Below are 25,995 nucleotides of genomic sequence, written 5' to 3' on the forward strand. Positions count from 1 at the left end.
AAAAAAACTGTTCAGATGAATAAATTGGTGGGCCGGGGATTTTTTTAGACATACTGAGGGCTCAAGCCACTCATTTGTCCCGAGACTTTCCTGATGCCATCCCATCCTGCACAAGGGCCTTTCAATCAGGACGACCGGTATCGACTGCTCGTCGACGCAGTGGTCGACTATGCCATCTATATGCTTGATACGAACGGGTTGATTCGCAGTTGGAACTCCGGGGCGAGAAAGATCAAGCAGTACGAACAGAGTGAAGTGCTGGGCAGGCATTTTTCGCTGTTCTACACCCCGGAAGACCTGGCCTCGGACTTGCCGGGCCGGGCACTCAAGAGCGCCGAGCAGTCAGGGCGCTTCGAGGGCGAAGGTTGGCGCATCCGCAAGGATGGGACTCGTCTCTGGGCACTGGTGATCATCGACCCGATACGCGCCGACGACGGCACGTTGATTGGCTTCGCCAAGGTCACACGGGACCTGACCGAGCGTAAGGCCGCGGAGCAGGCGCTGCGCCAGAGCGAGCAGCAATTCAGCCTGCTGGTGCAAGGCGTCACCGACTACGCGCTGTATATGCTGGACCCCAACGGCGTGATCACCACCTGGAACGCCGGCGCCCAGCGCATCAAGGGTTATCAGCCGGCAGAAGTCATCGGCAGGCATTACTCCATGTTCTTCCAGCGTGAGGACGTAGACCACAATGTCCCGCAGCGCGCCCTTGAAACGGTGGTCAGGGAAGGTCGTTACGAAGGGCAGGGCTGGCGCCTGCGCAAGGACGGCACGGGATTCCTCGCCCATGTGGTTATCGACCCGATCAAGAATGAACTGGGTGAGCTGGTGGGGTTTGCGAAGATCACCCGGGACGTTACCGAAAGCGTCCAGGCTCAACAGGAGATCAAGGAAACCCGAGAGGCGTTATTCCAATCCCAGAAAATGGAGTCCCTGGGCCAGCTCACCGGCGGCATCGCCCATGACTTCAACAACCTCTTGATGGTGATTCTGGGGAGTCTTGAACTCGCCAAGAAGCGTGTCCCGCAGGACTCGAGAACCTGCGCCTTACTGAATAATGCCATCGCGGGCGCCCAGCGGGGCGCAACGCTGACTCAGCGCATGCTGGCCTTTGCCCGTCGCCAGGAGCTTGACCCTCAGCCTGTGGATGTGGGCGATCTGATCCGCAACATGTCAGACCTGCTGTCCCGCATGTTGGGCGCAGGCATCAACGTCGACACACAGTTCCCATTGATCCTGCGGCCGGTATTGGTCGACATGAGCCAACTGGAAATGGCTGTGATGAACCTGGTGATCAACGCCCGGGACGCAATGGAAGGTCGGGGCAGGATCCTGATTTCAGCGCGGGAGGATTCGTTTCCCGGCGGGGCGAATGACTCGCAAAGGCTGATTTGCATCTCTGTCACCGACACCGGCCCCGGGATGAGTGACGCGACCTTGCAACGGGCCATGGAGCCGTTCTTCACCACCAAGGGAGCGGGAAAAGGCACCGGGCTTGGGCTTTCGATGGTGCATGGCCTGGCGGCACAGTCACAGGGCCACTTTGTGCTGAAGAGCCGGGTAGGAGAGGGCACAACCGCAGAGCTCTGGTTACCGGTGGCGGTGACCGACACCACACAGTCTGCGGCGCTGGCATCAACTGCAGATACACCCGATGCAGCCCATCAGCAAAGCCTCGAGATTCTGCTGGTAGATGACGACCCGCTGGTGCTGATCAGCACCGGGGCGATGCTTGAAGACCTGGGCCATCATGTTGTGTCGGCAGGAGACGGGCATGCTGCGTTGGCGTTCCTGGCGCAAGGCGCGTGCTTTGACCTGGTCGTGACAGACATGGCAATGCCGGACATGACCGGGATCGAGCTTGCCGGCAACATCGAGTCGTTGTATCCCAACCTTCCCATCATTCTTTCCTCGGGCTTTGCGGAAATCTCCCTGGACCTCAAGACCACATTGACGCGCTTACCCAAGCCATTCGATCAATCTGCACTGGCCAGGGTGATCGCCGAAACCATGCGCAGCCGGACCGACAAGCCGTGTTGAGTCAGGCGGCTGGCCGTCCGTTGTTTGTTTCCATGGATGGCCCCAAGGGTACTGGCAAAACCACATTGCTGGAGGCCGTAACAAAAGCGCTTAGGGCTGACAACAGAATGGTGATCCGGCTTTGCGAGAGAAAAAGCGATCCCTTCAGAAGTGAAACAATGACCCTCGTTAACAGACTCGCCAGGCATCCCGGCCTGGATCTGGAGTGGGAGGTTTGTGAACGCTTCGCTGATAGCCGTGCGTGGATTTCCCGGCACGTGCTGGCTAGACAGCCACCAGACAGCATCGTCCTGATCGACCGCTGGTACCCGTCTGATGCCGCGTTTCGCCGGGAAGTCCCGCTGGCAGAAATCCTGCAGTTGAACATTGATCGAAACGTGCAAGTGCCGGACCTGCATATCGGGGTCGTCACCGACCCTGATATCTCATGGGCACGGGCCGCGGCACGCCGGCGCGGACTGAGCAGTACCGTGATCCACACGCTGGCAGAACATGTCGCCTGTACCCGCGCGTTCGAGCGAGCGGTTGCGGATCACGGCTGGGTATTATGCCGGAATGAAGGAACCATTGAGGGCGCGACACGGCAGGTGGTTGCCGAAATTTATAACGTCCTTGAGTCCTTCCAGTGTGATTGACCCGAGCCCTGTTCAGGCACTTGCCCCGTTGAACATGCTGACCAGGCTATAGGGTGCATCGTCACCAAACAGCAACTCATGCAGTTCATTCCCTTCGGCAGCCATTTGCGCGCTGCGCGGGAACATGGCCTGTTCGTATTCGCCCAGGGCGGCTTCGACGTCATCAGGGTATGAGGCGATGGCCTTGCCGAGTTCGGCACCATCGTACATGGCCAGGTTGGCACCTTCGCCATTCGGGGCCGCAAGGTGTGCGGCATCACCGATCAGCGTTACGCCCGGCACCCGCTCCCAGCGGTGCTCAACCGGCAGCATAAAGAGCGGGCGCCATACCAGTTCGGTGTCGCTGTCGGTGATCAATGCCGTGAGGGCAGGGGACCAGCCTGCGAATTCCTGCGCGATCCGTGCCGCCGCCGTTGGCGTGTCGGTGAAATCGATGGCGGCAAACCAGCTTGGGGATTCGGTGAGCACTACGTAGGTGTGCAGCGTGGCGCCCGTCTCACGGTGCGCCTGGATCCCTTTTCCCGGTTGAAGTGCGAACATCGCACCGCCACCTACCGCCCTGGAGGTGGCCGGGTGCCGGGCGTCGCTGTCATACAGGTAGGTTTCGATCAACGAGCGGCCCATGTACTCGGGGGCAGCGTCGCTGAGCAGCGGCCGGACCTTTGACCAGGCTCCGTCCGCGCCAACCAGCAGGTGGGTGGCAACGCAAGTACCGTCGGCGAAGGTCACTTCGTGGCGACCCTCGCCGAGGGCGCGCACGCTCTTGACCTTGTGGCCCCAGCGCACAGTACCGGCGGGCAGTGAATCGAGGAGCATCTTGCGCAGCTCGCCACGCATGACCTCGGGACGGCCGCCTGTGCCGTCGTCGGGTTGATCCAACAGAGTGGCACCCTGCCAATCAAGCACCCGAGTCGCCTCGCGACCTTTCAGGATAAGCGCGCGGAACTCGTCCGTCAGGCCCGCTGCCTGCAAGGCCAGTTGGCCGTTGTAGTCGTGGATATCAAGCATCCCGCCTTGGGCGCGTGCGGTTGCCGACGGCTCTGCTTCATAGACGGTGGCGGCAATACCGTGGACGTACAGCACGCGAGCCAGGATGAGACCGCCCAGGCCAGCACCGATGATTGTGACGGGGGTGTGCATAGGTTACCTGTTGAATGTGAGAAATCTTCCGGACTGTTTTTACGCTATTTTGTGGAAAAAATGGCCTGGTTCAAGGGGTTTACTTTCCGCAGGCGATTGAATATAAAGTTTGCTTCGGCGCACAACCGTTGTTGCGCCCCATGATGTTGACAGGAGGAAGCTATGTCACCGTTAAACGTGATGAAGTTCTAAACGATCAAACCGTCACCCCCTCGCTTGAAAACCTCGAAACACGCTGGTCTCAGCGTTGGCAGCTCGAAGGCACGTATGCCTTTGACCACAGCGCCCAACGCGACGCTGTATTCTCCATCGACACGCCCCCACCGACAGCCTCAGGTTCGTTGCACGTTGGCCATGTCTTCAGCTACACCCACACCGATATCATCGCCCGGTTCCAGCGGATGCGCGGCAAGGCTGTGTTCTACCCCATGGGTTGGGACGACAATGGCTTGCCGACCGAACGCAGGGTCGAGAATTTCTACGGCGTACGTTGCGACTCGTTGGCCGCTTACCAGCCTGGCTTCAAACCCTCCGAGTCAATTCCATTAAAACGGGCTGACTTTGCCGTCATCAGTCGGCGCAACTTTATCGAGTTGTGCCATGAGCTGACGGCCATCGATGAGCAAGCGTTCCGTGCACTGTTCGTGCAACTGGGCTTGTCCGTTGATTGGCGTCTTTCATACGCCACCATTGATGAACGCTCCCAACGAGCCAGTCAGCGCGCGTTACTGCGTAACTACCAGCGTGGCGAACTGTATAGCCAGGAGGCTCCGTGTCTCTGGGATGTGACGTTCCAGACGGCCGTAGCCCAGGCAGAGCTTGAGGAGCGCGAGGTTGCGGGTGCGTATCACGAACTCGGCTTCGACGCGGCTGATGGTGCCGAACTGAAGATTGCTACGACTCGACCTGAGTTGCTGATGGCATGCGTGGCGCTGGTGGCTCACCCGGACGACGCTCGTTATCAGGCGAGGTTCGGGCAGACCGTGCGTGCGCCGATTTTTGACCTGGACGTTCCGCTGCTGGCCCACCCTTTGGGTGACCCCGGCAAGGGCACCGGGTTGGCGATGGTCTGCACCTTTGGCGATCTAACCGATGTGATTTGGTGGCGGGAGTTGCAGCTGCCCACACGGTCAGTCCTGGGAAAGGACGGGCGCCTGTTACTTGAGACGCCCTCCTGGTTGACGACTCCGCGCAGCCAACAGGCCTACGCAGGCCTGGCCGGCCGTACCCTGTCCCAGGTTCGTACGCAGCTCGTTTCGATGTTGCGTGACTGCGGCGCCATGCGAGATGAACCACGACCGATTACCCACGCGGTAAAGTTCTTCGAGAAAGGCGACCGGCCTTTGGAAATTCTCGCGACGCGGCAATGGTACTTGCGCAATGGCGGACGCGACGCGAACCTGAGGGACGTGTTGCTCGACGCTGGCCAGGCGTTGGACTGGCATCCGCCGCACATGCTCAGGCGTTACGAGCATTGGGTAGGGGGGTTGAATGGAGACTGGCTAATCAGTCGCCAACGTACGTTCGGCGTGCCGATTCCGTTCTGGTATCGCCTGGACGCGCAAGGCGAAGCCGAGCATGGCGCTCCGATTATCGCCAGTGAGGCAAGCCTGCCTGTCGATCCAGGCCTGGATACACCGCCTGGGTATCGACCCGAACAACGTGGTCAACCCAACGGGTTTATCGGTGAACAAGACATCATGGACACCTGGGCCACCAGTTCCCTGACGCCTCAGATTGCCGGCGGCTGGGGAGAGGACGATGGGTTGTTTGCCAAAATATACCCGATGGACCTCAGGCCCCAAGGTCACGACATAATCCGAACCTGGCTGTTCTCGACACTGGTACGCAGCCATTTTGAACACGGTTGCGCGCCATGGCGCAACGTAGCGCTTTCCGGGTGGATCCTTGATCCTGATCGCAAGAAAATGTCCAAGTCCAAGGGGAATGTGGTCACCCCTCAAGCCTTGCTCGACCAGTATGGAAGTGACGGCGTGCGCTATTGGGCTGCCTCGGCGCGGCTCGGCAGTGACACAGCCTTTGAAGAGCAGCAGATGAAAATCGGCCGCCGCCTGGCCGTCAAGCTGTTCAATCTTTCGAGGTTGGTTCAAGGCTTTGCGAAGGATGACACCGGGGATATCGACCAACCGCTGGATCAAGCCATGCTTGAACGCTTGGGTGGCGTAGTCCAGGACGCTACCGCCGCGCTGGAGGCCTATGACTACAGCGGGGCGTTGTCGCGTATCGAAGGATTCTTCTGGTGGTTTTGCGATGACTACGTCGAATTGGTCAAGCGTCGTGCCTACCGACCCGACGGCTACTCGGCGCGTAATGCATTGGCACATGCGCTGAGCGTGCAGCAGCGACTGTTTGCGCCATTTCTGCCCTTTGTGTGTGAGGAGGTCTGGCAATCCTGGAAGTGCGGCTCAGTGCACAAGGCGCCCTGGCCGCAAGGGGGCGCTTGCCCTGACGCGGCTGTTGAACAGTTATTGATGAGCCTGAGCAGCGTGCTGTCTGCGATTCGCAAAGCAAAGTCTGATGCCAGCCAGTCCATGAAGGCTCCGGTAGCACGTGTTGAGTTGGTCGACAGCGCCGCGCAGCTTGAACTGATAAAAGGCGTCAGCCAAGACCTGATAGAGGCGGGGCAGGTCGAGGCCTTGGTGTTTATAGAGGGCGCGGAGCGGCAGGTCGATGTCTGGCTGACGTAACGTGGAGTGGTGCCGACCGCCTCAGTGACACCCACTGGGGCGGGCCGGACCATGCAAGCCTGTTATGCCACCCCACCTTTCAAAATTGTGCGCCGGCCATAAGCACATACTTGACGTGTACGTACTCCTCGATCCCGTAGTAACTGCCTTCGCGACCGTAACCGGACTGCTTGATACCGCCAAAGGGAATCGACACGGTACCCACGGATCCCGAGTTCAGAATCACCATGCCCGCCTCCAACTGGCGGGAAAGGCGCAATGAGCGCCCCAATGCGCTGGTGTAGGCATAGGCGACCAGGCCGAACTCAGTCTGGTTGGCGCGAGCAATCACTTCCTCCTCATCCTTGAATGAATAAATGGCGAAGACCGGGCCGAAGATCTCGCTGGTGGCCAGCGGCGAATCATCCTGCAAGCCGGTCAGCACAGTCGGCTCATAAAACAGACCGCCCTTGGCGTGAGGCTTGCCGCCCATCAGGACTTTTGCTCCGGCGGCCTTGGCTTGCTCCACCAGCGATACAACTTTGTCAAAACCCGTCTGATTGACCAACGGCCCCACCACAAAGTCTTCACGCATGCCCTGGTCAACATCGATCCTGGCTACGCTTTCCTTCAGGCGCTTCACGAAGTCTTCAAAAATAGTGTTCTGCACGAAGATGCGGTTAGGCGAGATACACACCTGCCCGGAATTGCGCAGCTTTGCACCCACCAGGCCTTTGATGGCTTCCTCGATATTTGCGTCCTGGAACACGATGAAGGGTGCATTGCCACCCAGCTCCAGGGTCATTTTTTTTACCGTCGCCGCACATTGTGAAGCCAGGAGTTTGCCTACACCGGTCGAACCGGTGAACGAGATTTTGCGAATGCGCGGATCGCCAGTCAGGATCAGGCCGATCTCCTTGGGATCACCGACGATGACCTCGAATACACCTTCAGGAATTCCCGCCTTGCGGGCATGTTCCAGCAACTTGAAGGCAGTAAGCGGCGTGTCTTCTGCGGGCTTGATCACCATGGTGCAACCTGCGGCCAGCGCGGTCGCCACTTTGCGGGTAATCATCATGAAGGGGAAGTTCCAGGGGGTGATCGCGGCGACCGGCCCGATAGCTTCCTTGGTGACAACCACATTGGCATTTTTATCGTGGGTAGGAATAGTGTCCCCGTAGACGCGCTTGGCTTCTTCGGCGTACCACTCGATGAACCCCAACCCGTAGTCGATTTCGCCTCGGGCTTCAGAAAGGCACTTGCCGTTCTCCCGACACATCAGTTCGGCGAAGGCTTCCTTATCATCCTTAACGCTGTCGTGCCAGCGCCGCAGAATATCGCTGCGCTCCCTGGCCAGTTTCGATGACCATTCCGGGAACGCTGCACAGGTACGATCTACAGCAGCCTTTACTTGTGCTGCGTTGCTTTTGGCCACGCGGCCGACTTCGCTGCCATCGGCCGGGTTGTAGACGACTAACATGGGCTTATCTCCAATAGTTGAGTATTCATCAGCGCAGAAGCTGAGCGCCCAAGGTAAGGCGCGGCAGACATGGCGCGAATACCGGTTCATCTCCTTTGCTTGCCTAATCCAATAACTGCCGGGCGATGTCACGAGGGGTGTGCCTGGACGAAGCAAGCACGGAGAGGAATGAGCAAGACCCTGATGCTTTCAGGCGTTTTCATCGGGCGATGCCTTGCCTAACGTGGCAGGCTCAACCAGGAGCGCGCCATGAAATCAACCCAACAAGCGCTGAACGCATTTGACGCCATCGTATTGTCTGTCTGCTGCGGACTGTCGGTTGCCACCGCGTACTACAACCAGGCAATGCTGCCCTTGATCGGTGCCAGCTTTACGGTGTCGCCTGCGCACACCGGCCAGGTCGCGACCGCCACACAACTTGGCTACGCGCTGGGCCTGTTGCTGTTTGTACCGCTGGGCGACCGCGTGCAACGCCGCAACCTGATCATGGCTTTGCTGGCAGGCAACATCGTCAGTTTGCTTTGGTGTGCCAGCACCGGAAGTTACAGCACGCTGTTAGTGAGCAGCGTTGCGATCGGGGTATCGGCCATCAGTGCACAAATCATTATCCCGGGCACGATGACGTGGGTGGATGCGCAGCATCGGGGCAGGGTGCTTGGCCTTATGGTCAGCGGATTGTCGGCTGGCGGGTTGCTTGCACGTACGGTCAGTGGTGCGTTGGGGCACTGGTTGGGTTGGCGAGGAATGTTCACTGCAGCGGCAGGCATGGATGTGTTGGTGCTGCTGGCGATTGCCTCGCGTATGCCGCGCAGCGAGGTTGTCATTAGCTTGCCCTACGGCGCGCTCCTGGGTTCGTTGGGAGGGCTGCTCCGGCGCTATCCGTCACTGTGGCGTTCTGCGCTGTGCGGTGGCTTGTTGTTTGGCGCACTCAATGTGTTCTGGGGTTCGATGGCAGGCTTGCTGGCGCGGCCACCGTATGGATTCAGCACCCTGCAGTCAGGATTGATAGGGCTGTCGGCCGTGGTTGGCATTGTCAGTGCTTCGACCCTGGGGCGCTGGACGCGACAGCATAGCTTGCGCCTGTCCTGCCTTGGGGCCACGCTGGTGCTGGCGGCGTTCTTGGCATTGGTGTTTGCCGCAGACGCCAAATTGATACCGCTGGTGGTACTCGCTGCCACCTGTATCGACCTGGGCAATCGTGCCAACCAGTTGGCCCATCAAACCCAGGTACTGGCCTTGCAACCGGATGCCGTCAGCCGCCTGAATACGGTATTTATGATGATTTACTTTATTGGCGGTGCCTTGGGTTCATCGTTGGGCGCTGCTGCCGCGGGGCGCTATGGCTGGCCAGGGATGGCGGCGGCCGGGGCCTTGCTGTCCATTGCGGCAGGTGTCGGCAGCGCCGCTTTTTCCAGAACTCGCCAGGGCAGCAAAGCCATTCCTCGCCAAGCAAATAGGAATAGGCAAGCCTCATAGATGATCCGGCATAGGTCGCCAGCGGTGGCTTGGCTACCATTAGCACTCAGTAACCGAGAGGAATTTCCATGAGCACTCGCAAAACCCTGTTCATCACCGGCATCAGCAGCGGCTTTGGCAAGGCCCTCGCGACCGAGGCACTGGCTGCAGGCCACCGTGTCATTGGTACCGTTCGCAACGAAGCCGCGCTGCAAACGTTCGAGGCATTATCAGCGGAGCGTGCTCATGGCGTGATCCTGGATGTCACCGACTTTGAGCGGATCGACAGCGTCGTTGCCGAGATCGAGACCCGCTACGGCCCGGTGGATGTGCTGGTGAACAACGCAGGTTACGGCCATGAGGGCATTTTCGAAGAGTCGCCGCTGGAAGAAATGCGTCGTCAGTTCGACGTCAACGTGTTCGGCGCCGTTGCCGTGACCAAGGCGTTCGTGCCGTACTTCCGCCAGCGCCGCAGCGGGCACATCATCAACATCACGTCCATGGGCGGCACCATCACGATGCCGGGTATCGCCTACTACTGCGCCAGTAAGTTCGCGCTGGAAGGCATCTCCGACACCCTGAGCAAAGAACTCAAGCCATTCAACATTTTTGTCACCGCCGTGGCGCCAGGCTCATTTCGCACCGATTGGGCCGGCCGCTCGATGCAGCGTACGCCCCGCAGCATCGCCGACTACGATGCCAGCTTTGATCCGGTACGCCAGGCGCGCGAAGCGAAAAGCGGCCACCAACTGGGAGACCCGCAAAAAGCCGCGCAAGCCATGCTGCAGTTGATCGCCAGCGACAACCCACCGGCCCACCTGCTGCTCGGCAGCGATGCCATAGGCTTTGTGCGCGAAAAGCTGACGCAATCCCTGCGAGACATCGACCAATGGGAAGCACTGACACGCTCTACGGATGGTCACGCTTCGTGAAACCGCAAGAGGGGCCTATGAATCATTTTGCCGCGCGAACCCGGCGCATGGTCCAACTGATGGAGCAGTTGGCCCCCCTGGAGGGCTACAACCTGAGCGCACTGGAAGACATACGCTTCCTGCGCTCCAATCGCCCGCTGACCCGCACGCCAGTGCTCTACGAGCCTGGCATCGTCATCCTGTGCCAGGGGCGCAAGCTCGGCTATCTGGGCGACGAGGTCTACCTTTACGACGCCCAGCACTACCTGGTGGTGTCTGTGCCAGTGCCTTTCACCATGGAAACCGACGCCAGCGAAGAGGAACCGATGCTGGCGGTATACATGCGCCTGGATTTCAAACTCGCTGGCGAACTGATCCTGGAAATTGACGAAAAATCCGGTCCGACCCACGAACGTCCCAAAGGCATGTATTCCTCGCCGATGGACGAGATGTTGCGCGAGTCCACACTGCGCTTTCTCGAAGCGATGAGCCATCCGATCGATGGCCCGATCCTCGGCCCCTCGCTGGTGCGCGAGATTTACTACCGGATCATCGCAGGTGAACAAGGAGGGTCCATGCGGGCGGCCCTTGGCAAGCAAGGCCATTTCGCAAAGGTGACCCGCGCCATTCGCAAGATACACAGCTGTTACCAGGAGCGGCTGGACGTCGAGTGCCTGGCCCAGGAGGCGAGTATGAGCGTACCCAGCTTTCATCTGCACTTTCGAACAGTCACCGACTCCTCACCCATGCAGTACCTGAAATCGACTCGTCTGCACCAGGCAAGGTTGTTGATGCTCCGCGACGACATGTCGGCCTCATCTGCGGCTTTTAACGTGGGCTATGAAAGCGCATCGCAGTTCAGCCGAGAGTTCAAGCGCTACTTCGGCCGCACACCCCATGCTGAAGTCGAATGGATGAAAGCAACCTATTCGCTGCCAGCGCCGGCGCAGCCTTCTGTCTATGTGTCTTCGCACTGACCTGACAGCCAGGGCGCTGCCCCCTATCTGATTTTTCTGCATATGCCAATTTGACAGGCTGCTGTTATTTTTTATTCTTTCCTAACCTATGCTCCCCTCATGCAAAGTCCGCCTCCAGCGATGGCTTTCCATTGCTCATCAACCGCCAGGCTGAATGGCCTTTATTCGCATGGAGCATGCAATGGGTGTGAATCAGAACCCACATTTCGGTCTGATTGGGCAGATGTTCAAAAGTGACTACAGTTGGCTTTGCACGCGGGTAGGCCGGGCGATGGGTTGTGCCCATGGGGCTCAGGACATTGCATCGGAGACCTTCCTGCGGGTACTGGCATTGCCCGACCCTTCGCAAATCCGCGAGCCGCGGGCGTTGCTGACCACCATCGCGCGGCGCCTGATGTATGAGGGCTGGCGTCGCCAGGACCTGGAACGTGCCTACCTGGAAGCATTGGCCCAGGCGCCGATGATGGTGCACCCGTCGCCCGAGGAGCGTTTGCTGTTGATCGAGACGCTGCTGGAAGTCGACCGCTTGCTCGACGGTTTGTCGGCCAAGGCCAAGGCGGCGTTTTTGTATCACCAGCTGGACGGTTTGACCTATGCGCAGATTGCCGAGCGCCTGCAGGTCTCGGTCAGCCGGGTTCAGCAATACATGGCCGATGCGTTCAAGCGCTGCTACCTGGCGATGACACAGCCATGAGCCACAGCGCGCCGGATGAGGCGATCATCGACGAGGCGGCGCAGTGGATGGCGTTGCTGCAATCCGGGCACGCCAGTGCTCAGGAGCACCAGGCGTTCCGGCGCTGGAGTGAGGGCGACCCACGGCGTGCCGAAATCTTCAACATGATGGGCGGCGTCCCGGCCGTGCTGAACAATGACGAACTGCGCCGCATGCCCCGCGACAGCCTGTTGCACACCCTCAACGCACCGTCGGGCCGCCGGCGCTTCTTGCGCAATACCCTGGCGCTGGTTGGCGTTGTGTCGTTTGGAAGTCTGATCACGCGGCTGTCCGACAGCTGGTTGCCGTTGGGCGCCTTGCGCACCGGTACGGGCGAGCGCCTGAACCTCACGCTGGAGGATGGCAGTGCATTGACCCTGGATGCGCGCAGCAAGGTGCTGACGCATTTCGATGCTCGGCAACGGCTGTTGCAGTTGCTCGACGGCAAGCTGCTGGTCGACGTTTTCAAGGACAGTCTCAGACCGTTTATCGTCGAGACCGAACACGGCCGCATGCGCGCCTTGGGCACGCGGTTTCTGGTACAGCAGGGCGAGGATCGAACCCAAATCACGATGCTGCATTCCCAAGTGGAAATCACCACGCGCGACGGCGCTGTGCAGGTGATCAGTGCCGGCCAGAAAGCCACGTTCAATGCCCACGGCATCCTCGACCTGGAAACCGCCAGCGGCGGCGAGGCCTCGTGGACCCAAGGCTTGCTGGAAGTGCGTGACCGCTCATTGGGTGAAGTGGTACAAGCCCTGCGTGACTACCGGCGCGGCATCATCCGCGTCAGCCCTGAGGCGGCGAGCCTGAGGCTGAGCGGGATTTTCCCGCTGGACGACAGCCAGGGCGCCCTGCAATTGCTGGCCAAATCCTTGCCGGTGCAGATCGATTATCACAGCCCTTATTGGGTCAGTATCGAGCGCCGATAAAAATAATTTTCCCAGCCCTATAAAACCCCCGCCACTGTTGCACAACCCAATACAGGCCAGGGTGTATCTGCCTGGGAGTGTTGTTTCGGGCCGTTATAAACCCATGCTTTTTTAGCCTAACGGCCGCCTATAAAAAACCCCGATCTGTTGTTCAACCCATCAACGGCATATCAATGATGGGAACCTCAACCATGCAACGCAAACCTCTCAGTCGCGCATCTCTGGCGGCACTGTCTCTGACGATTGGCCTGACTTTGGCGGGACATGGCACGGCGGTGCTGGCACAGCCGCTGTCCGCGATATCGACCGCCCAGACTTTTGATTTTGATATCGCCAGCGGCCCCCTCGACCAAGCGCTGTTGACCCTGTCGCGCAGCAGCGGGCAGATCATTTCCTTCCAGCAAGACCTTGTGCAAGGCCTGACCAGCGCGCCGGTGCGGGGCACCTTCACCACCGAGCAAGCGCTGCGACAGGCGCTGCGCGGTGCAGCCCTCGACGCCGTGCCCAGTGGCGACGGCGGTTGGACCCTGCGCCGGGCGGCCAAGCCACCTGCAGCGGCGGTCAAGGCTGCGCCCACGGCGGCGAAAGTCCCGGGTGATGTGGCGTTGGAAAAGGTCGTGGTCACGGGGTCACGCATTGCCCGTGCCCAGGTTGAAGGGCCGTCGCCGGTCACGGTCATCACCGCTGACGAAGTCACCCGCAGGGGCTACAAAAACGTCTACGACGCCATCGCCTCGCAAACCCAGAACACCGGCATGACCCAGGGCGAAGACTACGGCAACACCTTCCAGCCGGCCGCCAGTGCCCTCAACCTGCGAGGGCTGGGGCCGAACCACACACTGGTGCTGATCAACGGCAGGCGCGTGGCCGACTACCCCACGGCGTACGACGGCGCGGTCAACTTCACCAACCTTGCAAACATCCCGGCGGTGATGATCGAGCGTATCGAGATCCTCAGCAGCGGCGCCTCGGCGGTGTATGGCTCCGACGCGATTGCCGGGGTGGTGAACATCATCCTCAAAGACAAGATCAGCGGCGTGGACGTCAATCTGCGTGGTGGCGCCGCCGAGCGTGGCGGCGGAGACAACCAGCGCCTGCAGATCAGCGGCGGCGAGACCTGGGGCGATTTTGACGGGGTATTCGGCCTGGAGCTGACCCAGCGCCAACCGATCTGGGCCAACCAGCGTGGCTTTATGAGCGACGGCCCGGCCAAGGACGTGGGCTACCGCCGCAACCTCGACAGCGGCGCCTACCTCGGCCCCGGCTGCGGTGCCTACGGCGGTATCTACAACGGCAAGCTCGGTGGCAGCAGCACCCGCTGCACCACCAACCAGTACTACAACGACTACTGGACCTTGCAGGCGCAAAAGGAAAACTATGACGGCTACACGCGCGGCACCTGGCACTTCAGCGACACCGGCAAAGTGTTCGCCGACTTGATGTTTGGCTTTGATCACACGCAGAACAACACGCGCGGCCCAAGCTTCACCTCGCCGGACTTTATCAACCGCAACACCGGTAACCTGGAGCGCTGGTCACGCAACTTTTCCAGCGAGGAAATCGGAGGCAAGACCAGCAACAACAGCAAATGGCGCGAAGTGTCCTGGACCGGCACCCTGGGCCTGGAAGACAAGTTCACCAACAGTGACTGGGGTTATCAGATTGCGGCGAACCGCTCCGAGTACACCAGCGACCGCACCACCCGCTACACGCCTTTGAGCGGCATCCGCGATTACTACCTCGGGCCGCAACTGGGCACACAGGACGGGCACCCGGTCTTCGCGCCAGACCCTTCGCGGCTGGACCAGCCGCTGACTCCGGAGCAGTGGGATCAGTTTCGCGGCAACCTGGTGCAGAAGAGTAAATCGGTTTCCCAAACCTTCAGCGCCAACATCAACGGCGACCTGTTCGAGCTGCCCGCCGGGCCGGTGGGCTTTGCCGGTGTGACCGAAGTGGGGCGGCAATCCTACAGCGTCGATGTCGACGACCAACTCAATGACGGCACGTTTTACAACACCACGCCGGCCTCCAATTCAGGCGGTTCGCGTGACCGCTACGCCGCGGGTGGCGAGCTGAGCATTCCCGTTACCGACACCTTGCTCGCCTCGGCGGCCGGGCGCTGGGACCAATACAAATTCAGTGGCCGCACCGAGCAACAAAAAACCTACAACCTGGGCCTGGAATGGCGCCCGGTGACCAGCCTGTTGTTTCGTGGCAGCTACGGCACCAGCTTTCGCGCACCCGACCTCAACTACCTCTACCAGGCCGCGACCAATGGCTACACGCCTGACCAGATCGACTATTACGGTTGCAGCAAGGGCGTAGAAGGGGCGTGTGACCGAGGCCGCGTGGATTACACCCAGACCGGTAATTCGGACCTCGCCTCCGAGCGTGGCAAGTCCTGGACGTACGGCTTTGTCTGGTCGCCTTCGCATCAGTTTGATTTCTCCGCCGACTTCTGGCGCGTCGAAATCAAGGACCTGTTGACCACCGTCGACATCAACCGCTTGCTGCAACAGGAAAACCAGTGCCGCAACGGCCAGCTTGATGCGACCACTTGCGCCGACGTCTTGGCACGCATCCAGCGCAATGCCAGCACGGCGGCAGTGGACCCGAACGTGCTGCAACGGGTGCAGGTCAATGCGATCAACGCCGCCAGCGAGCGGGTCAGCGGCCTGGACCTCAAGAGTAATATTCGCTGGGGCGCAGGCCAGTACGGCGCGTTCAGTTCGGCGATTGGCTACAGCCTGGTGCTGTCCCACTACCTCAAGGAATCGGACGATGCGCAAACCCAGAACCTGCGCTCCAGCACCGACAACCACGACTGGCGCAGCAAGGTCAACGCGAGCCTGACCTGGGACTACCAGCACCTCACCACCACGCTGACCGGCATTCGCTACGGCAGCGTGACCAATGGCGCCGGCGATGGGCGCCTGTCGCCCTGGACCACCTTCAACGCCAGCGCCCGTTACCAGGTGAACGAGCAGGCGAGTGTCGGCCTGACCGTCAACAACCTGCTCAATCAGGTCAAGCACGATGACTCCGCCGGCTGGCCGTATTACCCCAGCGGCAACTACGACCCCTATGGCCGCCAGGTCTGGCTGGACGTGAGTTACCACTTCGGCAAGTAGCGCATAAGCACATGCGCTAACGGTCTAACCGGTGCTCTATAAAAACCCTGGCGTCGACGCACAACCCTGCATAAGTGAGCCTTCAGTGTTTTTGGAAAAGGAGTTGAGTTTGTGAGCCTGTTTCGCTTCATGGTGTGGGCACTGCTGACGGGCCTTTGGGCGCCGTCACTGCTCGCTCAACCGACGCACGCTTTGACGGTATACGGCGAAGCGCCCAAGTACCCGGCCAACTTCAAACACCTGGATTACGTCAACCCGAACGCGCCCAAGGGCGGCAGTTTTCGTCGCTCGTCCATGGAAGGCGGGGCGTTTGATCACCTGATCCCGTATGTCGACAAAGGCACCGGCATCACCCAGATCCAGGGTTGGCTCTACAGCCCGTTGGCGTACCGTTCGCAGGATGAGCCGTACACCGTGTACGGGTTGGTCGCGAAAGGCATGGAGCTGGCAGATGACCATTCATGGCTGCGTTTCTACCTCAATCCCAAGGCGCGTTTTGCCGATGGCACGCCCATCACCGCGCAGGACGTGGCCTACACCTTCAAGCTGTTCACCACCGAAGGGAGCCTGGCGTATCGCCAAAGCTTTGCCGATGTGGACCAGGTGCTGGTGGAATCGCCGACCCAAGTGCGGTTCACCTTCAAAAGCGCCGACAATCGCACCTTGCCCCTGGACCTCGCTTCACTGCCGGTGCTGCCGGAACATTGGTGGCAGGGGCGCAATTTCGCCAACGGTGGCGGCTTTGAACCGCCGGTGGGCAGCGGCCCGTACCGTATCAGCAGCGTGGACAACGGGCGCAGTGTCACCTTCGAGCGGGTCAAGGACTGGTGGGGGCGAGACCTGCCGGTGACGCAGGGGCAGTACAACTTCGACACCCTGCGGCTTGAATTTTTTGCCGACGGCGACGTGTCGCGCCAGATCCTGCAAGCCCAGGGTTACGACTTCAATCGCGAATTTTCCGCCACCAGTTATTCGGTGGGCTACGACGGCGAGGCTTTGCGCGACGGTCGTCTGCAACGTGAACAACTGGCACCGAATGCCGTGCAGGGCACCCAGGGTTTTGTGTTCAACCTGCAAAAACCGCAGTTCCAGGACCGCCGCGTGCGCGAGGCGCTGAGCCTGTTGTGGGATTTCGACTGGAGCAACCGGCAGATGATGCACAGCCTGTACCTGCGCCAGCGCAGCTTCTTTTCCCGCAGCGCATTGGCGGCCACCCAGCTGCCGGATGCCCAGGAACTGGCCATTCTGGAGCACTGGCGCGGGCAAGTGCCGGAGGAGGTGTTCACCCAGGTCTACCAGCCGCCGCGCACCGATGGCAGCGGGCGCATTCGGCCGCAGCAGGCGCAAGCGCTGAAGTTACTGGCAGAGGCGGGCTGGACGCCGCGCGGCGACCAGTTGGTTAACGCCGAGGGCACGCCGTTGCAGTTCACCTTCCTGAATGCCCAGAAAGGCTTCGAGCGTTTGCTGCTGCCCTACAAACGCAACCTGGCGCAGATCGGCATCGGCTTCACGATCCGCATGATCGACTCGGCCCAATACGCCAACCGCGTGCGCGCACGGGACTACGACATGATCGTCAACGGCTACCCGGTCAGCCCATCGCCGGGCCGCGAGCTGACCAACTACTTCGGTTCCGAGAGTGCCGATGACCCTGGCTCCAACAATTACATGGCACTGCGCAACCCGGCGGTGGACGCCTTGATCGATGGCCTTGTCCGCGCCAACGACCGCCCGACCATGGTGCGCTACGCCCATGCCCTCGACCGCGTGTTGCAGTGGGGCTTCTACTGGATTCCCAACTATTACCCGCCGGGCTCGTCCTCGCTGTGGTGGAACCGTTTTGGTCGGCCCCGCACAGCGCCGCTCAATGACGTGGGCATCGACACCTGGTGGGAAGTGAGCCCGACGCCGCTGACCACCGCACAGATGCGTCAACTGACTGAGGCTTCCCAACATGCTGGCCTATAGCGCGCGCCGTTTATTGCTGATCGTGCCGACGTTGGTGTGCATCCTGCTGGTCAACTTTTTTATCGTGCAAGCCGCCCCGGGTGGCCCGGTTGAGCAAGCCATCGCGCGCTTGCAAGGCATCGGCAGCCAAGCGTCGGTGGCCGGCACACGGGTGGAAACCGGCAGCACTGAATCGCGCACAACTCGTGGCCTGGACCCCGCGCTGGTGGCCGATATCGAGCGCCAATACGGCTTCGACAAGCCCCTTGGCGCACGCCTTTGGTTGATGCTCAGCAGCTACGCGCGGCTGGATTTTGGCGATAGCTTCTTCCGCGGCGCCAAGGTCACCGACCTGATCCTGCAAAAACTGCCGGTGACTTTGTCCCTGGGCTTCTGGGCCACGCTGATCAGCTACCTGGTGTCGATCCCGCTGGGCATTCGCAAGGCCGTGCGCCATGGCAGCCGCTTCGATGTGTGGAGCAGTGCGGCGGTCATTATCGGCCACGCCATGCCGGCGTTCCTGTTCGCCTTGCTGCTGATCGTGGTATTCGGCGGCGGTAGCCTGTTGAACTGGTTTCCGGTGCGCGGCCTGGTCTCGGAGAACTTTGCCAGCCTGTCATGGGCGGGCAAGGTCGTGGACTACTTCTGGCACCTTGTCTTGCCGGTATCGGCGCTGGTGATTGGCGGCTTTGCCACACTGACCATCCTCACCAAAAACAGCTTCCTCGACGAGATCAGCCGCCAGTACGTAGTGACCGCGCGGGCCAAGGGCTTCAGCGAAAAACAGGTGCTGTACAAACACGTGTTTCGCAACGCCATGCTGCTGATCGTGGTTGGCCTGCCCCAGGCGCTCACCGCGATGTTGTTCGGCGGCTCGTTGCTGATTGAAGTGATTTTCTCCCTCGACGGCCTCGGTCGCCTGAGCTACGAAGCGGCAGTGGCACGGGACTATCCCGTGGTCTTCGGCACGCTGTTTATCTTTACCCTGGTCGGGTTGGTCATCAAGTTGCTGGGCGACCTGTGCTACCGCCTGCTGGACCCCCGGCTGGATTTTTCCGCGAGGTCGCACTGATGCCGGTTTTTACTCCGATCACCCGTCGCCGCTGGCTGCACTTCAAGCGCAATCGCCGCGGCTGGTGGTCGCTGTGGATGTTCCTGGCGCTGTTCGCCGTATGCCTGGGTGCCGAACTGCTGGCCAACGACAAGCCACTGGTGATGGCGTACCAGGGCTCACTGTATTTCCCGGCCTTCGAGCGCTACACCGAGCAGGATTTCGGCGGCACGTTGCCGTTTCAGCCGGATTACCGTGACCCTTACGTGCATGAACTGATTGAAGGGCAGGGCGGCTGGATGCTGTTTGCGCCCATTCCGTTCAGCTACGACACGGTCAACTACGACCTCACGACCCCTTCGCCGGCGCCGCCCAGCGCGAGCAACTGGCTGGGCACCGATGATCAAGCCCGGGATGTATTGGCGCGGGTGATTTTCGGCACCCGGGTATCGCTGTTATTTGCCTTGGCGCTGACCGTGGTGAGCACTTTGATCGGGGTCGCCGCCGGCGCGCTGCAAGGCTATTACGCCGGTTGGGTCGACCTGTTGGGGCAGCGCCTGATCGAGATCTGGTCGGGGCTACCGGTCCTGTACTTGCTGATCATCTTGTCCGGGTTTGTCGAACCGGGTTTCTGGTGGCTGCTGGGGATCATGGCGCTGTTTTCCTGGCTGACCCTGGTGGATGTGGTGCGCGCCGAGTTCCTGCGCGGGCGCAACCTGGAGTACGTGAAGGCCGCGCGAGCCCTGGGTGTGGGCGATGTTCAGGTGATGTTGCGGCACATTCTGCCCAACGCGCTGACTGCCACCTTGACCTACTTGCCGTTCATTTTGACCGGGGCCATTTCGACCCTCACCGCCCTGGATTTTCTTGGCTTCGGCATGCCCACGGGCAGTGCGTCCCTGGGTGAATTGATCGGCCAGGGGAAAAACAACCTGCAAGCCCCGTGGCTGGCGCTGACCGCATTTTTTACGTTGGCGTTGATCCTGTCCCTGTTGGTGTTTATCGGCGAAGCCTGCCGCGACGCCTTCGACCCCCGATCCTGATAAGCGAGCTGTGCCGTGACTGACGCGTTGATTGAAATTCGTAACCTGAAAGTGGCGTTCGACGGGCACAAAGCGGTGCGTGGCATCGACCTGGATATTCACCCGGGCGAGTGCCTGGCGCTGGTGGGCGAGTCGGGCTCCGGCAAATCGGTGACCGCCCACTCGATCCTGCAATTGCTGCCGCCCCACACCACGCGTACCCAGGGCAGTATTCGCTACCAGGGCGAAGAGCTGCTCGGCGCGCGGCCGGAGCGTTTAAGGCAGATTCGCGGCGATCGCATCGCGATGATCTTTCAGGAGCCGATGACCTCGCTCAACCCGCTGTACAGCGTCGAACGGCAGCTGTCCGAAACCCTGCTGCTGCACAAAGGCCTGGGCGGTGCGGCGGCGCGTGAGCGCGTGTTGGAGTTGCTCGAACTGGTGGGCATCCAGCAGCCGCGCCAGCGCCTTGCGGCGTACCCGCATCAGCTCTCCGGCGGGCAGCGCCAGCGGGTGATGATCGCCATGGCGCTGGCTTGCGAACCGCTGCTGCTGATTGCCGACGAGCCCACCACGGCCCTGGACGTGACCGTGCAACGACGCATTCTTGCGCTGCTCAAAGACCTGCAGCAACGCCTGGGCATGGCGCTGCTGTTGATCAGCCACGACCTCAACGTGGTGCGCAGCATCGCCCAGCGCGTGGCGGTGATGCGCGCCGGCCAGATCGTCGAACAGGCCGACTGCCAGGCACTGTTTGCCGCGCCGCAGCACGCCTACAGCCGGCAGTTGCTCGAAGCCGAGCCAGAGGGCAGGGCGGTGGTGCGTGAGACGGCGGACAACCTGCTGGAAGTGGACAACCTCAAGGTCTGGTTCCCGCAAGGCGGCCTGCTGCGGCGCAAACCTCCGATCAAGGCGGTGGACGGCATCGACCTGCGCCTGCAACGTGGCAAAACCTTGGGCATCGTCGGCGAGTCCGGCTCGGGCAAATCCACCCTAGGCCAGGCGATCCTGCGGTTGATCGACGCCCAAGGCAGCATTCGCTTCCAGGGCCAGGCCCTCGACGCACTCAAAGGCAAGGCCCTGCGTCCGTGGCGGCGCAAACTACAAGTGGTGTTTCAAGACCCGTTCGGCAGCCTCAGTCCGCGCATGAGCGTGCAGCAAATCATCGAAGAAGGCCTGCGCGTACACACGGACCTCAATGCTTGCGCGCGCGAAGCTCAAGTGATTGCCGTGTTGCGCGACGTCGGACTCGACCCCGATACTCGCCATCGCTTCCCCCATGAATTCTCCGGCGGCCAGCGCCAACGCATCGCGATCGCCCGCGCACTGGTGATCAAGCCGGATTTGATATTGCTCGACGAACCCACCTCAGCTCTCGACCGCACTGTGCAAAAGCAGGTGGTTAGCTTGCTGCGCAGGTTGCAGGAGGAGCATGGGCTGACGTACTTGTTCATCAGCCACGACCTGGCGGTGGTAAGGGCTTTGGCTCACGACTTGATCGTGGTGAAGGATGGAGTGGTCGTGGAGGCGGGGAGTACCGAGCAATTGTTCGACGCACCGGAGCATGCCTATACGCGGGATTTGCTGGTAGCGTCGTCGTTGAGGAATCGCGAGTAGTACAGCCTAGTGGGCGCTGATCTCACGCTTTACCGTCTGCTGTGCTTCTGCCAACAACCAGTCCCGGAACGTCGTCAGTTTGGGCAGGCTGGCGCACTCAGGCCGATAAATGACGTAGTAGGCCAGATCCGAGTGTTCGGCGTAATGGCGGTCGGGTCTTTTTCGTCGGGTGGGCTGCTGTCGGCTTATGGCTGGAATACAGTGCTGTGGGTTTCGCTTTTACCGCTGGTGTTGGCTGTCGTCGCGCTGGCACTGACTGTCCCGAAGTACATGGCCGGTCGGTTTGATCTGAAAGGGCAAGGTGCGTTAGCCACTCGAGCGCATTTCCTGCTCAAGCAAATCCCGGTCGCTATACGTCATTTAACATAATATACATTATGCGTAATCATATGATCCGTTATCAGGGTCAGTGCCAGCCAGATTTCAACCAGTGCACCACGCTCCTCATCGACCAAACCCAACCTGTCTCGATTTGGTCGATGAGCCTGGATCACACCTGAGCGAAACCGCCATCCACGAACATCTCGCTGCCCGTCATGAAGCTGCTCTCATCCGATGCCAGGAACAATGCCGCATTCGCCACTTCATCTGGCTGCCCCATACGACCCAGCGGTACACGCGTAACCATCGAATCGACAATCGCATCCTTCTGGCCGGTACCTGATAGCGCTCTGTCCAAACCCGGTGTCGTTGTCGGCCCAGGTGAAAGCACGTTCACGCGAATACCTGTGCCTTGCAGATCCAGCGCCCAGCTTCTCGCGAAGTTTCGCAGTGCGCCTTTCGACGCGCTGTAGACGCTGAACGCTGCGGTGCCCATCGAGGCCGTCGTCGAACCTGTCAGCACAATCGAGCCACCGGCGCTCATCAATGGCAACGCGTTCTGTACGGTGAACAACGTGCCTTTCACGTTCACGCCAAAGGTGCGATCAAACGATTCCTCCGTGATCGCACCAATGGGCTCCAGATCCCCAAGGCCCGCATTGGCGAACAACACATCAACACGACCTTTGTCAGCCTTGATCTGCGCGAATACCCGCTCAAGATCACGCAGGTTTGAAATGTCGCCCTGGATCGCGATCGCGTCATGCCCGATCAGGACCAAGGCTTTGTCCAGTTCATCCTGGCGGCGTCCCACGATAACGACCTGTGCACCTTCGGCCGCAAAGCGTATGGCGCTGGCCAAGCCGATCCCGCTGTTGCCACCGGTGACGATGGCGATTTTCCCGTTGAGCCTGTTCATGAGTGTTTCCCTCAAATGTTGAGGCCCAAGCGTAGATCTGCGCTATTGTTTTGAATAGTATGCACCTTTTGGTAAGTACCCAGCCTGAGGGCAAAAACATGTCAAACAGCACCTTTAACTGCGGGCTCGACGCCGCCCTGGCGGTGATTGGCGGGAAATGGAAACCGTTGGTCCTGTATCACCTGGCCCATGAAGTTCACCGTTATGGCGAACTGCGGCGCGCCGTTGGCGGCGTGACGGACAAGGTGCTGATCCAGCAATTGAAGGAGCTGGAACGCGATGAGATCATCGCGCGCATCGACTACAAGGAGATACCGCCAAAGGTCGAATACTCCCTGACTCCCTTCGGACGCTCGCTGGCCCAGGCATTGGGGCCGCTTTGCCAATGGGGCACCGACCATATGCTGGCGGTTGAACGCATCAGTGAGCGCCGAACGACCGCCCTCGCCCAGCCTTAAATTCGCGAAATATCCAACTCGACTAAATGGATATTTAGTTGAGTTAAATCAACACTTTACGTCTATCTCCCGTATCCATTGCCTATTCACGACACCCTGCCGCTGGTGACTCTGTAGCGAGTCTGTAAACACCGGCTTGTATGCGCCGAGGGCGATCACTAAGCTGGCCCCTCTTTTTTACCGCCGCCCGGAACCACCATGTCTCGAAGTATCGCCCACCTCGCCCTGCTGCTGGGGTTGATCACCGCCGTCGGCCCGTTTGCCATCGACAGCTACCTGCCGGCGTTGCCGACACTCGGCGCCAGCCTGCATGCCTCGCCTGCCGCGGTGCAAATGAGCCTGACGGTGTTCTTCATGATCATCGGTGTGTGCCAGCTGTTCTACGGCCCGATCAGCGATGTGTTCGGGCGCAAGCCGCCGATCTATGCCGGCCTGGCGATTTTCATCGTGGCCAGCATTGGTTGCGCCCTCGCCCCCTCCATCGAGGTGCTGATCGGCTTCCGGGCGTTGCAGGCCTTTGGCGCCTGCGCCGGGATGGTGATTCCACGGGCGATTGTGCGTGACTTGTACACCGGCCATGAAGCCGCGCGCCTGATGGCGTTGCTGATGCTGGTGGTGAGCATTTCACCGATTCTCGCACCGCTGGCCGGCAGCGTGATCATTGCCGTGTGGAGCTGGCGCGAAGTGTTTTGGGTACTGGGTGTGGCCGCAGTGCTGTGCCTGATCATGACCGCCGTGCAATTGCCGGAAACCCACCCCGCCGAACGCCGCCTGGGCAAGACCCTGGGCAATGCGTTCGGCAGCTACGGCGCGTTGCTGCGTGATCCGGTGTTTACCGGGTTGTCGGTAGTGGGCGGTTTTGGCCTTGCGACGTTCTTCGTGTTCATCGGCAGCGCGCCATTCGTTTACATCGAGTACTACGGGCTCACGCCAACGCAATTCAGCCTGTGCTTTGCCCTCAACGCGGCGTCGTTTTTTGCCCTGAGCCAGTTGACCGCGCGCTTGAGTGCACGCTTCGGCCTGGCGCCGTTGATTCGCTGGTCGGTGGCGGGCGTGGCAACGGTCATGGCCTTGCTGGCGCTCACCACGCTGTGGGTCAACAGCCTGCCGTTGATGATGGCGCTGCTGTTTATCGGCTTCGGTTTTCTCGGGCTGCTGTTGCCGGCGGCCGGGGTATTGTCCCTGGAAGACCATGGCGCAGTGGCCGGTTCTGCATCAGCGTTGCTGGGCGCGATCCAAATGATCACCGCCGCCGTGTGCATGGCGGTGGTGGGTGTGTTTGCCGACCACACCCCGGCACCGATGTTGATCGGCATCGCCCTGAGCGCGGTGGCGGCGATGCTGACTGCGTGGTGGACCCTCAACCGATTGCCACCGCACCTGGCCCGCGCGGGGTCATAGCGACGCCGGGTAGGTCGTCGCCAGCCTTCGACCGAATGGCTCACGCCTGTTCCTGGGGTTGCCACACCCGGCAGTCGGGCCCCTGCTCTACCCCGCTGTCCGGGACTTTCGCACTTTTGCGTACGATCAACCGCCCCCTTACGACTTCCTGAATGGCAGGCGTATCGGGGTTTTCCAATTGCGCGCAGATGATCCCAACCGCACGACTCACCATATCGCTCACCGGTTGAACGTAGGTGGTCAACGAAAACACTGGCCAGGCGGCCAGGCCGATGTCATCGAACCCGACAATCGAGATCTCTTTGCCCGGTGTGAGCCCGAACTCCTCGCGTGCGACATTGATGGCGCCCAGGGCCATGATGTCATTCGCACAAAAAATCCCGTCAGGCGGACTGGCACTCGACAGCAGCCGGCGTACGGCCTCCATCGCGCCTTCAAAGGTGTAGTCACCCACGGCGCGTTGCGGTACCGGATGCCCCAGACGTTGCAGTGCGTCGACAAAGGCGATTTCCCGGTCACGACTGGTCGAGGAGCTTTCCTTGCCGGCGATATAAGCCAGCTCGCGATGCCCGCCAGCCACCAGGAACTGCGCAATTTCCATGCTGCCCTGGGCGTTGTCGCTGGTCACGCTGGAGATACTGGTGCTGTCATTTCGACGGTTGACCAGCACCACTGGCAACCCGGTTTGCTTGCACTCCTCGGCAAACCGCGAAGACAGGCTCGCCGACACCAGCACCAGCGCCTCCACGCGGTAGCCCAGTATCTCTTCCAGCACCGGGTCAGAGTCTTCGTGGTTGGCCGTGGAGAACAACAGTACTCGATAGCCAAGCTCTTCGAACGCCGCCGACAAGGCTTCCAGCACTGCAGAATAAAACGGGTTTTCCATACTTGGCGCGACCACGCCAATCAGGTTGGAGCGCCGCTTGATCAACGAGCGCGCCCACTGGTTCGGACGGTAGCCCAATGCTGCCGCCGCCGCCTCCACCTTCTGCCGGGTTTTCGGCGAAACACTGGCGCCTTTGGTGAACGTTCGCGAGACCGCAGACTGCGAGACACCGGCCAACCGGGCCACATCATGGGCAGTGATCGGGTGTCTGGAAGGGTCGTTGGAGTCTGCCATTGAGTCTGCATCCACATTTCAAATGCCGATCATACCTGC

General features: G+C 60.6%; 20 protein-coding genes. 16 read left to right on the top strand and 4 right to left on the bottom strand.

What is annotated here, in order from left to right:
• The first annotated feature begins 93 nt into the window (after nucleotides 1-93).
• On the top strand, nucleotides 94-2,040 hold the full coding sequence (locus HX818_RS27635; RefSeq protein WP_177021091.1) for a PAS domain-containing sensor histidine kinase: 1,947 nt from the start codon (nucleotides 94-96) through the stop codon (nucleotides 2,038-2,040).
• Between the two features lie 32 nt (nucleotides 2,041-2,072).
• A complete protein-coding gene (locus HX818_RS27640) occupies nucleotides 2,073-2,675 on the top strand; it encodes a dTMP kinase (protein WP_177021118.1) in 603 nt (200 codons plus the stop codon).
• A gap of 12 nt (nucleotides 2,676-2,687) precedes the next feature.
• On the opposite strand, the gene HX818_RS27645 is transcribed toward HX818_RS27640, so the two are convergent.
• Nucleotides 2,688-3,815 carry an NAD(P)/FAD-dependent oxidoreductase gene (locus tag HX818_RS27645; RefSeq protein WP_177021092.1) on the bottom strand — a complete coding sequence of 376 codons (1,128 nt, stop codon included), beginning with the start codon at nucleotides 3,813-3,815 and terminating at the stop codon, nucleotides 2,688-2,690.
• Nucleotides 3,816-3,955: 140 nt separating this feature from the next.
• On the opposite strand from HX818_RS27645, the gene valS reads away from it, so the two are divergent.
• Complete coding sequence (gene valS / locus HX818_RS27650; RefSeq protein ID WP_177021093.1) at nucleotides 3,956-6,523, top strand: valine--tRNA ligase; 2,568 nt, start codon at nucleotides 3,956-3,958, stop codon at nucleotides 6,521-6,523.
• Nucleotides 6,524-6,602: 79 nt separating this feature from the next.
• On the opposite strand, the gene HX818_RS27655 is transcribed toward valS, so the two are convergent.
• Nucleotides 6,603-7,982, bottom strand: a complete 1,380-nt coding sequence (locus HX818_RS27655) for an NAD-dependent succinate-semialdehyde dehydrogenase (RefSeq protein ID WP_177021094.1) — start codon at nucleotides 7,980-7,982, stop codon at nucleotides 6,603-6,605.
• A gap of 249 nt (nucleotides 7,983-8,231) precedes the next feature.
• Between HX818_RS27655 and HX818_RS27660 the strand changes: the two genes are divergently transcribed.
• From HX818_RS27660 to HX818_RS31075, 11 genes are all read left to right on the top strand, one after another.
• A complete protein-coding gene (locus tag HX818_RS27660) occupies nucleotides 8,232-9,458 on the top strand; it encodes an MFS transporter (RefSeq protein ID WP_177021095.1) in 1,227 nt (408 codons plus the stop codon).
• Nucleotides 9,459-9,526: 68 nt separating this feature from the next.
• Nucleotides 9,527-10,369, top strand: coding sequence for an oxidoreductase (locus HX818_RS27665; protein ID WP_003217687.1), 843 nt, complete (start codon nucleotides 9,527-9,529; stop codon nucleotides 10,367-10,369).
• Between the two features lie 17 nt (nucleotides 10,370-10,386).
• Complete coding sequence (locus HX818_RS27670) at nucleotides 10,387-11,325, top strand: AraC family transcriptional regulator (RefSeq protein WP_177021096.1); 939 nt, start codon at nucleotides 10,387-10,389, stop codon at nucleotides 11,323-11,325.
• Nucleotides 11,326-11,506: 181 nt separating this feature from the next.
• Complete coding sequence (locus tag HX818_RS27675) at nucleotides 11,507-12,019, top strand: sigma-70 family RNA polymerase sigma factor (protein WP_177021097.1); 513 nt, start codon at nucleotides 11,507-11,509, stop codon at nucleotides 12,017-12,019.
• Nucleotides 12,016-12,969, top strand: a complete 954-nt coding sequence (locus tag HX818_RS27680) for a FecR domain-containing protein (RefSeq protein WP_003217682.1) — start codon at nucleotides 12,016-12,018, stop codon at nucleotides 12,967-12,969. The genes HX818_RS27675 and HX818_RS27680 overlap by 4 nt, the downstream gene beginning before the upstream one ends.
• A gap of 191 nt (nucleotides 12,970-13,160) precedes the next feature.
• Nucleotides 13,161-16,100 (top strand): TonB-dependent receptor, encoded by a 2,940-nt coding sequence (locus HX818_RS27685; RefSeq protein ID WP_177021098.1) that lies wholly within the window; start codon nucleotides 13,161-13,163, stop codon nucleotides 16,098-16,100.
• 129 nt (nucleotides 16,101-16,229) lie between these two features.
• Nucleotides 16,230-18,068 (top strand): extracellular solute-binding protein, encoded by a 1,839-nt coding sequence (locus HX818_RS27690; protein WP_177021119.1) that lies wholly within the window; start codon nucleotides 16,230-16,232, stop codon nucleotides 18,066-18,068.
• Nucleotides 18,055-19,119: a microcin C ABC transporter permease YejB gene (locus tag HX818_RS27695; protein ID WP_003217676.1), complete on the top strand. Its 1,065-nt coding sequence runs from the start codon at nucleotides 18,055-18,057 to the stop codon at nucleotides 19,117-19,119. Before HX818_RS27690 ends, HX818_RS27695 begins: the two co-directional genes overlap by 14 nt.
• Nucleotides 19,119-20,141: an ABC transporter permease gene (locus tag HX818_RS27700; protein ID WP_166742170.1), complete on the top strand. Its 1,023-nt coding sequence runs from the start codon at nucleotides 19,119-19,121 to the stop codon at nucleotides 20,139-20,141. Before HX818_RS27695 ends, HX818_RS27700 begins: the two co-directional genes overlap by 1 nt.
• A 15-nt stretch (nucleotides 20,142-20,156) precedes the next feature.
• Nucleotides 20,157-21,737: an ABC transporter ATP-binding protein gene (locus HX818_RS27705; protein WP_008433389.1), complete on the top strand. Its 1,581-nt coding sequence runs from the start codon at nucleotides 20,157-20,159 to the stop codon at nucleotides 21,735-21,737.
• A gap of 9 nt (nucleotides 21,738-21,746) precedes the next feature.
• The gene (locus HX818_RS31075) at nucleotides 21,747-22,106 is read left to right on the top strand and encodes a hypothetical protein (RefSeq protein ID WP_218173812.1); all 360 of its coding nucleotides are present in this window, start codon (nucleotides 21,747-21,749) and stop codon (nucleotides 22,104-22,106) included.
• Nucleotides 22,107-22,227: 121 nt separating this feature from the next.
• Here the strand turns inward: HX818_RS31075 and HX818_RS27715 are convergent, their stop codons facing one another.
• Nucleotides 22,228-22,977, bottom strand: coding sequence for an SDR family NAD(P)-dependent oxidoreductase (locus HX818_RS27715; protein ID WP_102369069.1), 750 nt, complete (start codon nucleotides 22,975-22,977; stop codon nucleotides 22,228-22,230).
• A gap of 98 nt (nucleotides 22,978-23,075) precedes the next feature.
• On the opposite strand from HX818_RS27715, the gene HX818_RS27720 reads away from it, so the two are divergent.
• Together HX818_RS27720 and HX818_RS27725 are read left to right on the top strand one after the other, a co-directional pair.
• A complete protein-coding gene (locus HX818_RS27720) occupies nucleotides 23,076-23,435 on the top strand; it encodes a helix-turn-helix domain-containing protein (RefSeq protein ID WP_177021099.1) in 360 nt (119 codons plus the stop codon).
• 198 nt (nucleotides 23,436-23,633) lie between these two features.
• A complete protein-coding gene (locus HX818_RS27725) occupies nucleotides 23,634-24,836 on the top strand; it encodes a multidrug effflux MFS transporter (protein WP_003217667.1) in 1,203 nt (400 codons plus the stop codon).
• A 40-nt stretch (nucleotides 24,837-24,876) separates the two neighbouring features.
• Here the strand turns inward: HX818_RS27725 and HX818_RS27730 are convergent, their stop codons facing one another.
• On the bottom strand, nucleotides 24,877-25,956 hold the full coding sequence (locus HX818_RS27730; RefSeq protein WP_102604341.1) for a LacI family DNA-binding transcriptional regulator: 1,080 nt from the start codon (nucleotides 25,954-25,956) through the stop codon (nucleotides 24,877-24,879).
• Nucleotides 25,957-25,995: the final 39 nt, after the last annotated feature.

It is taken from the genome of Pseudomonas sp. F9001 (assembly GCF_013385435.1).
Taxonomy (GTDB): Bacteria; Pseudomonadota; Gammaproteobacteria; order Pseudomonadales; family Pseudomonadaceae; genus Aquipseudomonas.

Coding starts and splice junctions, on each gene's coding strand:
- HX818_RS27680 (WP_003217682.1), top strand. CDS start 12,016: ATGAGCCACAGCGCGCCGGATGAGGCGATCATCGACGAGGCGGCGCAG.
- HX818_RS27700 (WP_166742170.1), top strand. CDS start 19,119: ATGCCGGTTTTTACTCCGATCACCCGTCGCCGCTGGCTGCACTTCAAG.
- HX818_RS27635 (WP_177021091.1), top strand. CDS start 94: ATGCCATCCCATCCTGCACAAGGGCCTTTCAATCAGGACGACCGGTAT.
- HX818_RS27665 (WP_003217687.1), top strand. CDS start 9,527: ATGAGCACTCGCAAAACCCTGTTCATCACCGGCATCAGCAGCGGCTTT.
- HX818_RS27655 (WP_177021094.1), bottom strand. CDS start 7,982: ATGTTAGTCGTCTACAACCCGGCCGATGGCAGCGAAGTCGGCCGCGTG.
- HX818_RS27730 (WP_102604341.1), bottom strand. CDS start 25,956: ATGGCAGACTCCAACGACCCTTCCAGACACCCGATCACTGCCCATGAT.
- HX818_RS27660 (WP_177021095.1), top strand. CDS start 8,232: ATGAAATCAACCCAACAAGCGCTGAACGCATTTGACGCCATCGTATTG.
- valS (WP_177021093.1), top strand. CDS start 3,956: ATGATGTTGACAGGAGGAAGCTATGTCACCGTTAAACGTGATGAAGTT.
- HX818_RS27685 (WP_177021098.1), top strand. CDS start 13,161: ATGCAACGCAAACCTCTCAGTCGCGCATCTCTGGCGGCACTGTCTCTG.
- HX818_RS27670 (WP_177021096.1), top strand. CDS start 10,387: ATGAATCATTTTGCCGCGCGAACCCGGCGCATGGTCCAACTGATGGAG.
- HX818_RS27725 (WP_003217667.1), top strand. CDS start 23,634: ATGTCTCGAAGTATCGCCCACCTCGCCCTGCTGCTGGGGTTGATCACC.
- HX818_RS27715 (WP_102369069.1), bottom strand. CDS start 22,977: ATGAACAGGCTCAACGGGAAAATCGCCATCGTCACCGGTGGCAACAGC.
- HX818_RS27675 (WP_177021097.1), top strand. CDS start 11,507: ATGGGTGTGAATCAGAACCCACATTTCGGTCTGATTGGGCAGATGTTC.
- HX818_RS27640 (WP_177021118.1), top strand. CDS start 2,073: ATGGATGGCCCCAAGGGTACTGGCAAAACCACATTGCTGGAGGCCGTA.
- HX818_RS27645 (WP_177021092.1), bottom strand. CDS start 3,815: ATGCACACCCCCGTCACAATCATCGGTGCTGGCCTGGGCGGTCTCATC.
- HX818_RS27695 (WP_003217676.1), top strand. CDS start 18,055: ATGCTGGCCTATAGCGCGCGCCGTTTATTGCTGATCGTGCCGACGTTG.
- HX818_RS27720 (WP_177021099.1), top strand. CDS start 23,076: ATGTCAAACAGCACCTTTAACTGCGGGCTCGACGCCGCCCTGGCGGTG.
- HX818_RS27690 (WP_177021119.1), top strand. CDS start 16,230: ATGGTGTGGGCACTGCTGACGGGCCTTTGGGCGCCGTCACTGCTCGCT.